Below are 14,209 nucleotides of genomic sequence, written 5' to 3'. Positions count from 1 at the left end.
ATGCTGAGCAGCCTCAAGACGGTCTTCCGCCTCGGCATCAAGGAGCTGTACAGCCTCAAGGCCGATCCGGTGCTGGCGTTGTTGATCCTCTATACGTTCACCATTGCAGTCTACACCGTCGGCACCAGTGCCAAGTTCGAGGTCGAGAACGCCTCCGTCGCGGTGGTTGACGAAGATCGCTCGGCTCTCTCCTTCCGTCTGCGCGATGCCTTGCTCCAACCGTTCTTCAAGGAGCCGGTTCTCATCGACGCCGACGAAATCGATCCCGCCATGGATGCCGGCCGCTACATCTTCGTCATCGAGATTCCCCCAAAATTCCAGCAGGACGTCGTTGCCGGCCTGCAACCATCCATCCAGCTCGACATCGACGCGACCGCCATGTCCCTGGCCGGCAATGGTGCCGCTTACATCCAGAACATTCTCGTCCAGGAGGTGCTGGCGACGGTTCCCCAGGCCGCCAGGGAGCAGCCCATCGAAGTCGTCGTCCGCGCCAAATTCAATCCGAACCTGAAATCCGCCTGGTTCACCTCGGTCATGCAGGTCATCAACAATATCACCATGCTCGCGGCGATCCTCACCGGTGCCGCTTTGATCCGCGAACGCGAGCACGGAACGATCGAACATCTGCTGGTCATGCCCGTGTCGGCCACTCAGATCATGCTGGCCAAGATCTGGGCGAATGGTCTCGTCATAATCGTTGCGGCCGCCGTCTCGCTCATGGTCGTCGTCGAGATCATGCTCGGCGTGCCGATCGCCGGTTCGATTTCCCTCTTCCTTCTGGCAACGGCGCTCTATTTGTTCTCGATCACCGCCCTCGGCATCCTGATCGCCACCGTCTCCAGCTCCATGGCCCAGTTCGGCCTGATCGTCATGCCGGTGCTGATCATCATGAACCTCCTGTCCGGCAGCACCACTCCGCTGGAAAGCATGCCGACATGGCTCCAGGCGATCATGCAGGTCTCGCCTGCCCTGCATTTCGTGAGCCTGTCCCAGGCGATCCTCTACCGTGGCGCCGGGCTGTCGACGGTGTGGCCGCAACTGACGCTCCTGGTGGTCTTCGGCGTGGCGTTCTTTCTCTTCGCCAAGCTGCGCTTCCGAAAGGCGCTGCTGACCATGCGCTGAGGCCTCCGCGAGGCCGCGGACTTTGCGCTAGATCATAGTGGAACCGGATCCGCAGGCTAATGTTGCACCATGATGACCAAGCCCTCGGCGCCGCCAACCTACAAGATCGACGTCATGGTGCGAGACCAGACGGACTTGGCCTTTCCGTTGGTGCAGGCCCTGTGGCCGCCAATGGAGCTGACGGACTGGCGCGGTTTTTGTGATCTGGTGTTCGCTTCGGGAGGAATCCTCTCTGGCGGCCGCAGCCTTTACGTGGCCGTCGCTCCCAAGGGTTACATACGCGGCCTGTGCCTGGTCGCCGTGAGCCGCGACCCTAGCCAGGGTGACGTCCTCGACGTTCCGATTCTCATCATCAGCAGTGCCGCCGACGAGGCTGGCGTCACAGCGGAGTTGATCGACCATCTGAAGGCGATCGCTTGGGGCCTCGATTGCCGCACGCTGCGGCTGATGACCTTGTCCTGGGAGGCGGTGGCTCAGTATCTCCGCAATGAGCCTCATGAGGCGTCCAGCATTCAGCTTCTTGCCGTCGAGCCGCAGAACAGCGGCCGATCAGGACATCTTCCCGGTGAAGACATAGCCGACGCCGCGCACCGACTTGATGAGCGCGGGTGATTTCGGATCCTTTTCGATTTTCTTGCGCAGCCGCGCCACCTGCGCGTCGATGACCCTGTCGAAGGCGTCGAAGGCCCTCCCCCTTGTCAAATCCATCAAGGTCTCGCGGGTGAACACGCGCCCTGGATGGCGGGCCATGATGGCGAGGAGATCGAACTCCGCCGTCGTCAGCGCGACGTCGACGCCCTCGTCCGAGATCAGCTGACGCCGATCCAGATCGAGGCTCCAACCGTCGAACTGGAGGCTCCTCTTCGACTCGCTGCTGGGTGCTGCAGCCGGCTTGCGGCGGCGCATGACGGTCTTCATGCGCGCCAGCACTTCCCGCAGATGGAAAGGCTTGGTCACATAGTCATCGGCTCCGATCTCGAGACCGACGATTCGGTCGACCACGTCGTCGCGCCCGGTCACCATGATGATCGGCACGTCGGAGCCGCTGCGGATCGCTCGGGCGACGCTGAGGCCGTCATCGCCGCCAGGGAGTTGCAGGTCGAGGAGGATGATGTCGATGGAGTGGCGCGCCAGGCAGTCATGCGCAGCCTGCGCGTCGGCGACGGCGGACACCCGATAACCCTCGCCCTCGAGATAGCGGAGGAGCATCTGCCGGATGCGTGCATCGTCGTCGACGACGAGCACATGCTCCGGATCGGCTTGCGGCTCAGCCATTTGGGCCCCCGAACTTCTGTCCGCTGTCACAAACGGTTACAATTTTGCACGATCCGTCACAACACAATCGTTCTGCAGTTACGTGACGCCCGTCAGATGGCGCTGTCAACGTCATCACGGGAACACCGCCATGTATGTGGAACACGCACTCGCACGGTTTGCCGACGCCAGCAAGGCTGTCGCGCCGACGGATATGCCCGCGCCCACGCTGCAAGCGTTGTTTTCCAACCAGCCGGTGGAGAAGTTTGACTGCGGAGCTGCCCTGTTCTGGGAGGGTGACGATGCCACCCATGTCTTCGAAGTCCTGGAAGGCGTCCTGCGCATCTTCAGGATCCTCGGGGACGGTCGGCGGGTCATCACCGGTTTCATTTATCCCGGCGATCTGGTTGGCGTCTCCCTGAAAAAGCGTTACCTTTATACCGCTGAGGCTATCACACCGACGAAGGTCCGTCGCTTCACCCGCATGCGTTTCGAAACCGAAATCAACGAAAGTCCCGAGCTCCGACCGCAGCTCTTTGCCAGGCTCTGCGACGAGATGGCCGCGGCCCAGGATCAGATGGTGCTCCTCGCGCGCAAGAATGCCGAGGAGCGGGTCGCGAGCTTTCTCCTGATGCTGGCCCGGCGCCTGTGCCAGGATGCTGCACTCTGCCCGGAAATCGAGCTCCCTATGACCCGGCTGGACATGGCCGACTATCTGGGCCTGACCATCGAGACGGTCTCGCGCACGATGACGAAGCTCTTCAACCGGAAGATCATCGCTCCGAGTGGTCGCCATGCCATCATCATCCGCAACATGAAGGAACTTGCCACCATTGCGGGGGACGACGACGAGGATTTTCGCCCCACCATCCACGCGAATGTCCATCAGGCCGTATGGCCCCATGCATGATCTGCGGAACCGATCTCTGTGACGACGACTGAGCGGGTCGCGCCGAATGATCGGATTCTGGATGAGATTGTCCAGGTTCTCGATGGCACGAACATCATCGTGCATGATTTCTCAGGCCGCATCAGCCGCTGGACGGGCGGTTGCGAGCAGCTTTATGGCTGGAGCCGCAACGAAGCCATTGGCCAGGTCTTTCACGAGCTTCTGCGCACCGAATTCCCGATTCCCGTAGCCGAGATCCGTTCCTGGATTCAGCGGTTCGGCAGTTGGGAAGGCGAGCTTCTCCATCGCCATAAGAACCACCAGGCGGTCCACGTCGCCAGCCGCTGGGTCGTCCCCAATCCGAGCCAGGCCAGCGAGCTGGTGATCGTCCAGACCAGCAACGACATCAGCGATCTCAAGCTCGCCCAGGGGGTTCTCGCGACCCGCGAGGCGCATCTGAGTTCCATTCTCGATACCATACCCGAAGCCATGGTTGTCATCGACGAGCGCGGGACGGTGACCTCGTTTAGCGCCGCGGCGGAGAAGCTGTTCGGATATACCGCCCATCAGGTTCGCGGACAGAACGTGAAGATGCTGATGCCCAACCCCGACCGCGAGGCGCATGACCAGTATCTCAGTCGCTATCTCCACACCGGAGAGCGCCGCATCATCGGCTATGGCCGGGTCGTGAACGGTCTGAAGAAGGATGGAACTGTCTTTCCCATGGAGCTGGCGATTGGCGAGGCCATCGCCGAGGGAGAACGCATCTTCACCGGCTTCATCCGGGATCTCACCAGCCGCCACAAGATGGAGGAGGAACTGCGTCAGGCCCAGAAGATGGAGGCAGTAGGTCAGCTGACCGGGGGCATTGCCCATGATTTCAATAATCTTTTGACGGTCATCAGCGGCAATCTCGAGATGCTGGAGAGCCGGATTCGCGACGAGAACCTCCGCATCCTGCTGCAGGAGGCCCAGGACGCGGCGAATGATGGCGCCAAGCTCACGGGGCAATTGCTGGCCTTCGGCCGACGGCAGCCTCTCAACCCGAAGCTCGCTGATATCGGCCGGCTGGTGACGAACTTCTCCGACCTGTTACGTCGCGCCCTTGGTGAGACCATCGAGCTGCGCACCGTCGTCGTCGGCGCCGCCAATGATGCCCTTGTCGATGCCTCGCAGCTCCAGAATGCCCTGCTCAATCTGGCGATCAATGCCCGCGATGCCATGCCCCGGGGCGGCCAGTTGTCCATCGAGATCGCGCGCAGCCAGATCGACGTCGACTATGCCCGCCTGTATCCCGAAGTGCGAACCGGTGATTTCGTTCTCGTCTCCGTGACAGACACCGGTAAGGGCATGTCGGCGGAGGTCCGGCAGCGCGCTTTCGAGCCGTTCTTCACCACGAAGGGACCGGGGTCTGGAACCGGCCTCGGTCTGAGCATGGTCTACGGCTTCGTGCGGCAGTCCGGCGGCCATGTCCAGATCTACAGCGAGCTCGGGAAGGGCACGAGCGTGCGGCTGTTCCTCCCGGCAGCCAAGAACCAGATGCCGGCCGTGAGTCTTGAACTGGCCGATAGTGCCCGGTCCGACCTTCCTCGCGGGCATGAGACGATCCTCGTCGTCGAGGACGACCCGCGTGTCCGCCGCATCGCTGTGGCGCGTTTGCAGGAGGCCGGATACACGGTCCTGGAAGCGAGCAATGGTCTCGATGCACTGGCCCTCATCGGCGGGCATCCCGAGATCCGGTTGCTGTTCACCGATGTCGTGATGCCGGGGGGACTGAGCGGCGATGAACTCGCCAGGAAGGTTCGCGCCACGCGGCCTGAGATCAAGGTGTTGTTCACGTCCGGCTATGCCGAGCCGAGCATCGCCGGCCGCGAGCTTGCCGAGACCGGCAGCTGGCTGAAGAAGCCCTACACGGCGAAGGATCTCGCCATCCGTCTGCGGGAATTGTTGGACTAGCCCCGGCCGAGGACGAGCGCCTGCAGCCTCTCGAGCAAAGGTTGCTGCGCCTTCAGGATCTTTCTCTGCGCCACCGGCAGGGCGAACCATTCGACCCTGTCGACTTCGGGAAAGCTTTGCATGCTCCCGCTCCGCGCCGGCCACTCCATCTCGAAGGAATTGCTTCGGAACTCCGCCGGGTCGAACGCCGCCTCGGCAGCGAAGGCCGTGACCTGCTTCCCATTGCCCTGCCGGATGCTGCCGAGAGGCTGAAGCGCGCACTCCGGCAGGCATCCCACCTCTTCCGAAAATTCCCGCCGGGCTGCGTCCTCGGGATCCTCCTCACGGCCATATTGGCCCTTCGGGATCGACCACGCCCCGAGATCCCGCCGCCTCCAGAACGGTCCCCCGGGATGCACCAGGAGGACGAAGATCTCGCCATCCTCCACCTGGTACAATACGATCCCGGCGCTCCTGACGGCCATGGCTGGTGTCTCCCGTCTCACCGGGAGCGGCGAGAGCTCTCTTCATATCGAAGACCTGTTCGGTGTGACAAGCCTCGCAGATCGCCGGCGGCCATCACCTTTGATCGACGTCAAGCCGCTTGTGCGGGAGGCATGCCATCATGGGGGTGGGATCGACCAGCGGCTCGCTCCCCGAGCCCGACCGGAATGAGGAATGTAGCCATGTCAGACATGCGATTGAGCGCGAGAGGACCGCGCCTTTGCGTTGCCAACGTGATGACCACGAGACCCGTGACCGTCGCACCGTCGGCGTCCATCAAGCAGGCGGTTCAGCTGATGCTCGACCACCATATCAGCGGCCTTCCCGTCGTGGATGGCAATGGCGAGCTCCTCGGCATGATCACCGAGGGTGATCTCCTTCACCGCAGCGAACTGCGAACCGACCGCAAGCGCCCGTGGTGGCGCGACATCCTGATGAGCCCGGGCAGGAGTGCGGAGGAATATGTCCACGCCCATGGTTGCAGGGTCGGCGAGTTGATGTCGACGGACGTGAAGGTGACCAGTCTCGATGCCGAACTCCTCGATGTGGTCGAATCCATCGAGACCTATAATATCAAGCGCCTGCCTGTCGTGGATAGGGGCAGGCTGGTGGGAATTATCGCCCGTGCCGACATCCTGCGCGCTTTGTTGAACGTCCTCCCGGAAAGCGGATCCGCGTTCCTCGATGACCAGCAGATAAGGTCAGCCATCCTGGCGGAGCTCAAGCACCAGAGCTGGGGCCGCAGCGGCATGATCGATGCGATCGTCCGCTTTGGCCATGTGGAACTGACCGGCAGCGTCCTGGATGAGCGCGAGCGCCTGGCGGCCCGGGTGCTAGCGGAAAATATTAGCGGCGTGAAGTCGGTCACCAACAATCTGCAATGGATCGAGCCCATGTCGGGCATGGCCGTCACCGCCCCCGAAATGGAGGATCAGTCAGGTAGCCCACGATGAAGGCGATGGTGCTCGCAGCAATCGGCCGGCCGCTCCAGCTGGAGGAGCGACCCGATCCCGTTCCCGGGCAGGGCGAGATCCGGGTGAAGGTGGAGGCCTGCGCCGTCTGTCGCACCGACCTTCATGTCGTCGATGGCGATCTGACGCAAGCGAGCCTGCCCATCATTCCCGGCCATGAGATCGTCGGCCGCGTCGACGCGCTCGGCGCCGGGGTCACCACCCACGCCGTCGGCACCCGCGTCGGCATTCCCTGGCTGGGGCATACCTGCGGCCAGTGCAGCTACTGCCGTGCGGGCCGGGAGAACCTGTGCGACCACCCCGCCTTCACCGGCTACACCCGCGACGGCGGCTTTGCCACTCACGTGGTGGCGGACGCCGACTTCGCGTTCCCTCTGGAGGAGGGTGGCGATCCGGTCGCTGCGGCACCGCTGATGTGCGCGGGCCTGATCGGCTGGCGTTCCCTCTGCATCGCCGGCGACGGCCACCGGATCGGCCTCTACGGTTTCGGCGCTGCGGCCCACATCCTCGCGCAGGTCTGTCGCTGGCAAGGCCGCGAGGTCTATGCCTTCACCCGCGACGGCGATGAGGCGGCCCAGGCGCTGGCCCGATCCCTCGGCGTCAAATGGGCGGGCGCCTCTCACGAGCCGCCGCCCGAGCCCCTGGACACGGCCATCATCTTTGCGCCCGTCGGCGCCCTTGTCCCCCTGGCGCTGCGGGCGGTCCGCAAGGGCGGCCGCGTGGTCTGCGGCGGGATCCACATGAGCGACATCCCGCAATTTTCCTACGATCTCCTCTGGGAGGAGCGGGAGCTCGTTTCGGTCGCCAACCTGACCCGTCGCGACGCCGTCGAATTCCTGAAGCTGGCACCGCAGATGGGAATCGAGATGACCACCACCGTCTATCCTCTCGAGCGCGCCAACGAGGCGCTGGAGGATCTGCGCGAAGGCCGCTTCCAAGGTGCTGCCGTTCTGGTGCCGTGACCATGCTGCTGCAGCTGCTGATGCCCTGTGGGGGCTCACCGCCGAAGGCGTGCGGCGATCCCTGCAGCCTTTGCCCCCTCGAGCAGCAGAACGACGGCAACCGCTGCGCCGATCGACATGCCGAAGCCGGCCATTCCGACGGCGCCGAACTGGAACAGCCGCGCGAGCTGGGGCACGCCGAAGACCAAGGCGAGGATGGAAAGGGCCGCCGCGACCACCAGCATCAGCGCCCTGTTCGGCCGCGTCAGGGCCGTCCAGAGCGACGAGCTGAAAGAGCGGTCCACGATGATCAGCGCGAGGTTCGAAAGGACCAGCGCGAGGAAGGTGCGGCTGCGAACAATGTCCTGAGGCGCATCGAGCTCTAGCGACAGGACATAGACCGTGCCGGCCGCAGCGAAGGCGGCCAGTCCTTGCACCAGGCTCCACAACATGAGCGAGAGCGGCAGGAGCGGTGCCGCTGCCGGACGCGGCGGCCGGTCCATGAGATCGCGCTCCTCAGGCTCGGCTTCGAAGGCGATGGAGCACACCGGATCGATGAACATCTCCACGAAGGCGATGTGTAAGGGCCCCAGCAAGGGCGGCAGACCCATGACCAAGGGCAGGAAGGCGATGCCGGCGATGGGGACATGCATCGCCATGACATAGCTCATGGCCTTGCGAAGATTATCGAAGGTGCGCCGTCCCAGCCTTATGGTGCGCACGATCGAGCTGAAATCATCGTCGAGGAGCACCATGGCGGCGGCTTCGCGGGCGACATCCGTGCCGCGTCCGCCCATGGCGATCCCGATATGGGCGGCCTTGAGGGCGGGGGCATCATTCACCCCGTCCCCCGTCATGGCGACGATCGCCCCTTGCGCCTTCAGCCGTTGCACGATGCGCAGCTTCTGTTCCGGCAGGATGCGGGCGAACACGGCCGCCTCGCGAACTTTTCTGTCGAAGCCCTCATCATCCAGGGCAGCGAGCTCGAGACCGGTGACCACCGGTTCGGCGGCAAGGCCCGCCTCGCCTGCAATGGCCGCCGCCGTGCCGGGATGGTCGCCCGTGACCATGGCGATGCGGATGCCGGCGGCGCGGCACTCTCGCACGGCATCGGGAATGCCTTCGCGCAGCGGATCGGCCAGGGCGAGCAGTCCTCGGAACTGAAGTGTCTGGTCTTCCAGCCGGGCGCTGCCACGATCGATGAACTCACCATCCGCAAGCCCGAGGACGCGCAGGCCCCGCATCGCCATCTCGCGCGCGGCGGCAAGGGCGGTGGTGGCCTCCGGATCCGACAGGCGGCAAAGCCTGACCACGGCTTCTGGCGCCCCCTTTGCGGCCAGGATCCTGCGCTCCGAGCCAGCCTCTTGCCAGGCCCGTGCCATGACCGGCAGGTCTTCGCGCAGACCGAAATCGCGAACTGGCGCCAGCGATTCGACATCGGCGGATGCGCCGACCTGGTGAATGGCGCGTTCCATGGGATCGAAGCTGTTGTCGCGACTGGCCCGCACCGCAATTTGCATCAGCGGTGCACCCGCGCGATCCCGGTCCGGGCCAGAAGGAATGGTGACGAGCCGGCCATGGGCGTTGCGCAGCTCCACCACCTTCATTCTGTTCTCGGTCAGTGTCCCGGTCTTGTCCGTGCACAGGACGGTCGCCGCGCCAAGCGCCTCGATCGCCGCGGCACGCCGCGTCAGGACGCGGGCTTTCGCGATGCGAATGGCGCCCATGACCGTGAACACGGTGAGGATGAGGGGAAATTCTTCCGGCAGCATTGCCATGGCCAAGGCGATGCCGGCGAGCGTGGCCGTGGACCAGTCCTCGCCCGCAAGCGTGTAATAGAGGAGGCCAGCCAGCACGCTCACGAAGACGGCAACGATGGCGAAAAGGCGGACAAGTCGCCGCGTCTCGGCGCGCAGCCGGGGCGGCTCACGCTCGATGTCGCTGAGACTCTGGCCGATGCGCCCGAGCTCCGTGCGCCCGCCGGTATTCACCACGCGGGCGCGGCCATGGCCGCCCACGACAAGGGCACCGGAGAAGATGGCGCTGGGAGTGTCGCTGCCCGCCCGAACGGCGCCCGAAGGTGCACCATGGCTTGCCGACTTGCGCACCGAGATCGATTCGCCCGTCAGGAGCGACTCGTCCACCTCCAGGCTGGCGGCGGCCAGCAGCATGCCATCCGCCGGAATGCGATCACCCTCGGCGATGAGGATGACATCGCCCTCCACCACCTCCCGCCCCGGAATGCGCCGTTCCACACCGTCTCGCAGGACTAGCGCGCGCGGGCTCGAGAGATCGCGCAGGGCTTCGAGCGCTCGCTCTGTCCGCAGTTCTTGGACTACGGCGATGACCACCGAAAGGGTCGCAAAACCGAACAGGATTGCGGCCTCGAGCGGATCGCCGATGATGAAATAGAGAACACCGGCCGCGAGCAGCAGCATGAACATGGGCTCGCGCACCGTATCGAGCACGATGCGCAAGGAAGAGCGGTGCTCCGCGCGCGGCAGCTCATTGGGTCCGTCTCGACGCAGACGGATGGCCGCTTCCGCCGACGTCAGCCCCATCTCGGGCGAGCGGGCATCTACAGCAGAAATCATCCTGCTCGCCTAAACTTTCTGCTCAAGGCTCTTCGAGGGTCTTTAGATAGCCTATCACATCAATGATCTCGGCGGGGTGAAGCTGGAATTCCGGCATTGACGGATGCCCGGTGACGATCCCTTCCGCCAGCGCTTCGCTGAGATCTTCCACGGGATAGTTCTTGTGCAGGTCGCGGAACTTCGGCGCGATGGCGAGCGGGCTCTCACCGGTCAGGCCGATGGCGTGGCAGGAAGAGCAATAGAGCTGCACCAGTGCCCGGCCGCGGCGGATGGATGGAGTCTCGGATGGGGTCTCGGCCTGAGCTGCGGTCACCCCCGCGAGCATCAGCACCATCCCCGTGACTGCCGCCCTCACGGCCGCGGGCCCGCGATGCCGCTGACCGCGGCGGAGGACGGTTGGGGTGACGGGACCGCTGAAACGCTTGCGATCCGAAAGGTGTGCGCACCCTGTTGGTCTTTGATCGTCACATATTCGCCTGGCGCGAAGACATGCGACTCCAACCGATAGCCAGGCTCGTCATCGTCGCTCGAGTCGGGGTCGTAATCGATGATCCACGTGGCTCCATGGGCACCTCCGGCCTTGTGCCGTAGCAGGCCGTGCCGGTCGTCCTCATTGGCCCAGAACCTGCGGACGGTGCAGCGATCGCGAGCTCCCGCCCAGACGTCCGGATCGAGATGGCCGGCCTCCGTCAGCGGCGCCACAAGATTGTAGCCGTGTCGGACGCTGCCTGCGGGAAACTCTGCGTTGCGGGCGAGATGCAGGGTGATGTGATGAAGCATGGTCGATCTCCTCCTGTTACAGCCGAGAATTGACGTTCGAGCGAGGGAGCGCCTTGATATCGATCAATGCGGCAGGACAAGTGTGACGCTGTTGTTGGGGCGCATAGGAGGATCCACCGTGAACCAGAGACTTTCGGAAATCAGGGACGTGATGGTGCATCTCGATGGCACGTCCGGCGACGAGGCCCGCATCAAACATGCTGAAAGCCTCGCCCTCCGGTTCGGTGCCCACCTGACCGGACTTTATACGAACTTGATCCCCGCCGAGGTCTGGGCTCCGACCCCGGAATTCTCCGGTGCACTTCTTCTGGCCGAGCTTCAGCAAAAGGGCCGCGTCGATTCCGAGCGGGTCAAGGACCGTCTCGCGGAGCGGTTCCGCTTGCTGCAGGTCAATGGCGAGGTGCGCAAGCTGGACCTCTTCATGATGGAGATGCGCGACGCGATCGCCGATCAGTCACGATCGAGCGATCTCTTCGTGGTGACCCGCCCTTACTCGAAGGATGACCGCGACAGTCGTTGGCCGAATGTCTTCGAAGCCGCGTTGTTCGAATCCGGTCGCAGCGTCTATGTCGTGCCCCCGGCAAGCGAACCCCGCGACGCTGCGGCATCGGTTCTGATCGCCTGGAACGGTTCGCGCGAGGCGACCCGGGCGATCGCCGAGGGCATGCCTTTTCTGCGACGCGCGGAACAGGTGGTGGTCGCTCTCACGGATGTGGAGCGGCCGGCAGAGGAGGCGGGCGAGGAACGAGGTGCGGACCTCGCCCGTCACCTTTCGCGTCACGGGATTGCGGCGGAGCTCAGACATATCCCGGAATGGCACAGCCAATCGGCGGGTCTTTTGAACGAGATCGAACGCCTTGGCTCCGATCTCGTTATCATGGGAGGCTATGGACATTCCCGCTTGCGGGAAACGGTTCTCGGCGGGATGACGCGAGACTTCCTGACCGAGTGCCCGGTGCCCATGCTGATGGCCCATTGATCACGCGCACCAATCAGCGGAAGGATTCCTCAATGAGTGTTCGGCTTCACCACGATGAACACGTGCTGGTCTGCGACGGAACCAAGGCTCTGCTCTTGCGGAATCAGGGCGATGCCATCGCCCTCAACCTGCAGGTGGAGCGGGAGTTTTCAAGCGGCAGCAATCCCAAGACCTCTGACCAGGGCACTGAGCGTCCCGGCCGCCAGCAGGGCCGCAGCTTCCCCACCAGCGCCGTCGAGCAGACGGACTGGCACCAGCAAGGCGAGGACGAATTCGTCCGCAGCGTGGCCGAGGCGATCAACGACACGTTTCGCGACCGCGCCGCAGGCGGCATGATCGTTGCGGCACCACCCAAGGCCCTGGCCGAGTTGAGGCGCCATCTCGATCCCGCTGTCACCTCCGCCGTCAAGGCGGAGCTGGACAAGGAGCTGACCAATCTTCCCGTCAATGAGATCGAGAAGCACGTGGCGAGACTCTGGACCTGAGAGCCGTGCATTTCCTGGCGCTCGCAGCAGACTATGACGGCACCATCGCCAAGGACGGCATCGTTGCGCCGGCCACTTTGGCAGCCCTTGAGCGCCTGAAGTCGACCGGGCGCCGCTTGATCCTGGTGACCGGCCGCGAGCTGCCGGAGCTCTTGCCGATCTTTCCTGGGATCGGGGTCTTCGACCGCGTCGTCGCGGAGAATGGGGCGCTCATCTTCGATCCCCTGTCGGGGCAGGAGCGCCTGCTCGCGCCGCCGCCGTCCGCCGCCTTCATCGAACGGCTGAAAGCCCTCGAAGTCGAACCCCTTTCCGTTGGCCGCGGCATTGTCGCGACCTGGGAGCCCTGCCAGGGAAAAGTTCTCCGCGCCATCCAGGAGCTGGGTCTCGAGCTGCAGATCGTGTTCAACAAGGGTGCGGTGATGGTTTTGCCGACGGGCGTCAACAAAGCCAGCGGCCTCTCTGCGGCACTCCATGAGCTCGATATCTCTCGGCTGAATGTGGTCGCCGTCGGTGATGCCGAGAACGACCACGCTTTCCTCCAGGCCTGCGGCTGCGCGGCTGCGGTCGCCAATGCGCTCCCGGCCGTCAAGGCGGCGGCGGACATCTGCCTGCGCGGGGATCATGGCGCCGGCATCGTCGAATTGGTGGAGCGTATCATTCGCGAAGATGCAAAGCTCGCGTCTCCCCGGAACGCCGGCATCCGGCTCGGCCGCGGTTCCGGCGGCGAAGCGATCGACCTCCAGTCGACCGACGGCAGCGTGCTGATCGTCGGCCCCTCCGGTTCGGGCAAATCGACGTTGGCGACGGCACTGACGGAGCACATGGCCGAGCAGAATTTCGAGTTCTGCATTCTCGATCCGGAAGGCGACTACGTCGATCTGCAGCATGCGGTCCCCATCGGCAGCCCGGGGGTCCCCCCGAGGGCGGATGAAGCGCTGAAGCTGCTCAACGAGACGGGCGTGAGCATCGTCATCAACACCCAGATGCTGAACCTGGAGGAACGCTGCAGGGTCTTCGCCTCGGTTTTGCTCCAGACGTCACGGCTGCGGCAAAGGACGGGCCGGCCCCATTGGCTCATCATCGATGAGGCGCATCAGGTGCTGCCCGCCTGCTGTCCGGTAACGGATCTGCTGTCCGGTGACGACATCCCCACCGCCATCCTCCTGACGCTCTTCCCAAACTCCCTTGCCATAGAGGCGCTGCGACAGGTGACGACGGTGATCGTGCTGGATGGATCTCCGGAGCACGCCATCAAGGCCTTCGCCGAATCCACCGGCAGGCCTGTTCCGGAGCGCATTCCAGCACCCAGGACAGGCGAGGCGCTCTATTGGTCCTTGCGCTCCGGCATATTGGAGCATGTGATCCTGGAGGTCCCGGTCCAGACCCATAAGCGCCATGCCGGCAAGTATGCCGTCGGCGACGTCGGCCACTGGCACAGCTTCTATTTTCGTGGGCCGGACCTCGCTGTGAACCTCCGGGCGCCGAACCTGTTTCGCTTCATCGAGATTGGCGATTCGGTCGACGACGCGACCTGGAACCATCACCTGCGCGCCGGTGATTATTCCTCCTGGTTCAGGAAGGTCATCAAGGACGAGGGCCTTGCTGCCGCCGCCGCCAGGATCGAGGCGGATCCGACCCTCGATGCGGCGGAGAGTCGTCGCCGCATGCGCAAGGCGATCTGGCGGCGTTATGCGGCGCCCGTGTCCTGACGCCGCGCTCTGGCGCCCTTTCCATCGGAATTGATCTGCATCAAGG

At 64.1% G+C, this 14,209-nt stretch carries 14 protein-coding genes; 9 read left to right on the top strand and 5 right to left on the bottom strand.

The window, feature by feature from the left end; genetic code table 11:
- Positions 1–1,122: an ABC transporter permease gene (locus FKM97_RS05740; RefSeq protein ID WP_144291430.1), complete on the top strand. Its 1,122-nt coding sequence runs from the start codon at positions 1–3 to the stop codon at positions 1,120–1,122.
- A gap of 69 nt (positions 1,123–1,191) precedes the next feature.
- On the top strand, positions 1,192–1,734 hold the full coding sequence (locus FKM97_RS05735) for a hypothetical protein (protein ID WP_144291429.1): 543 nt from the start codon (positions 1,192–1,194) through the stop codon (positions 1,732–1,734).
- Here the strand turns inward: FKM97_RS05735 and FKM97_RS05730 are convergent.
- Positions 1,672–2,397: a response regulator gene (locus tag FKM97_RS05730; RefSeq protein ID WP_144291428.1), complete on the bottom strand. Its 726-nt coding sequence runs from the start codon at positions 2,395–2,397 to the stop codon at positions 1,672–1,674. The two genes, FKM97_RS05735 and FKM97_RS05730, sit on opposite strands and share 63 nt — an antisense overlap.
- 193 nt (positions 2,398–2,590) lie before the next feature.
- On the opposite strand from FKM97_RS05730, the gene FKM97_RS05725 reads away from it, so the two are divergent.
- Entirely contained in the window at positions 2,591–3,286 is a 696-nt protein-coding gene (locus FKM97_RS05725; RefSeq protein WP_144291651.1) for a helix-turn-helix domain-containing protein, read from the top strand.
- A gap of 18 nt (positions 3,287–3,304) precedes the next feature.
- On the top strand, positions 3,305–5,221 hold the full coding sequence (locus FKM97_RS05720) for a hybrid sensor histidine kinase/response regulator (RefSeq protein WP_246104949.1): 1,917 nt from the start codon (positions 3,305–3,307) through the stop codon (positions 5,219–5,221).
- On the opposite strand, the gene FKM97_RS05715 is transcribed toward FKM97_RS05720, so the two are convergent.
- Entirely contained in the window at positions 5,218–5,685 is a 468-nt protein-coding gene (locus tag FKM97_RS05715) for an NUDIX hydrolase (protein WP_144291427.1), read from the bottom strand. The two genes, FKM97_RS05720 and FKM97_RS05715, sit on opposite strands and share 4 nt — an antisense overlap.
- Before the next feature lie 255 nt (positions 5,686–5,940).
- Between FKM97_RS05715 and FKM97_RS05710 the strand changes: the two genes are divergently transcribed.
- Positions 5,941–6,657 (top strand): CBS domain-containing protein, encoded by a 717-nt coding sequence (locus tag FKM97_RS05710; RefSeq protein WP_246104948.1) that lies wholly within the window; start codon positions 5,941–5,943, stop codon positions 6,655–6,657.
- Positions 6,654–7,637 (top strand): zinc-dependent alcohol dehydrogenase family protein, encoded by a 984-nt coding sequence (locus FKM97_RS05705; protein ID WP_144291426.1) that lies wholly within the window; start codon positions 6,654–6,656, stop codon positions 7,635–7,637. The genes FKM97_RS05710 and FKM97_RS05705 overlap by 4 nt, the downstream gene beginning before the upstream one ends.
- Positions 7,638–7,672: 35 nt before the next feature.
- On the opposite strand, the gene FKM97_RS05700 is transcribed toward FKM97_RS05705, so the two are convergent.
- Genes FKM97_RS05700 through FKM97_RS05690 form a run of 3 tightly spaced genes read right to left on the bottom strand, consistent with a single transcriptional unit; the run spans position 7,673 to position 10,990 of the window.
- Positions 7,673–10,210: a cation-translocating P-type ATPase gene (locus FKM97_RS05700; protein ID WP_144291425.1), complete on the bottom strand. Its 2,538-nt coding sequence runs from the start codon at positions 10,208–10,210 to the stop codon at positions 7,673–7,675.
- A gap of 22 nt (positions 10,211–10,232) precedes the next feature.
- Complete coding sequence (locus FKM97_RS05695; protein ID WP_246104971.1) at positions 10,233–10,535, bottom strand: c-type cytochrome; 303 nt, start codon at positions 10,533–10,535, stop codon at positions 10,233–10,235.
- Positions 10,536–10,561: 26 nt separating this feature from the next.
- Positions 10,562–10,990, bottom strand: a complete 429-nt coding sequence (locus FKM97_RS05690) for a hypothetical protein (protein ID WP_144291423.1) — start codon at positions 10,988–10,990, stop codon at positions 10,562–10,564.
- A 118-nt stretch (positions 10,991–11,108) separates the two neighbouring features.
- Between FKM97_RS05690 and FKM97_RS05685 the strand changes: the two genes are divergently transcribed.
- Genes FKM97_RS05685 through FKM97_RS05675 form a run of 3 tightly spaced genes read left to right on the top strand, consistent with a single transcriptional unit; the run spans position 11,109 to position 14,163 of the window.
- Positions 11,109–11,969, top strand: a complete 861-nt coding sequence (locus tag FKM97_RS05685) for a universal stress protein (RefSeq protein WP_246104947.1) — start codon at positions 11,109–11,111, stop codon at positions 11,967–11,969.
- Between the two features lie 32 nt (positions 11,970–12,001).
- A complete protein-coding gene (locus FKM97_RS05680) occupies positions 12,002–12,454 on the top strand; it encodes a baeRF12 domain-containing protein (protein WP_144291422.1) in 453 nt (150 codons plus the stop codon).
- Between the two features lie 5 nt (positions 12,455–12,459).
- Positions 12,460–14,163, top strand: a complete 1,704-nt coding sequence (locus tag FKM97_RS05675; protein WP_144291421.1) for an HAD-IIB family hydrolase — start codon at positions 12,460–12,462, stop codon at positions 14,161–14,163.
- The last annotated feature ends 46 nt before the right edge of the window (positions 14,164–14,209 follow it).

This window comes from Rhodoligotrophos appendicifer (genome assembly GCF_007474605.1).
GTDB classification, from domain to species: Bacteria; Pseudomonadota; Alphaproteobacteria; order Rhizobiales; family Im1; genus Rhodoligotrophos; species Rhodoligotrophos appendicifer.
The sequence above is the reverse complement of the archived record's forward strand: the minus strand, read 5'-3'. Positions and strand labels throughout refer to the sequence as shown.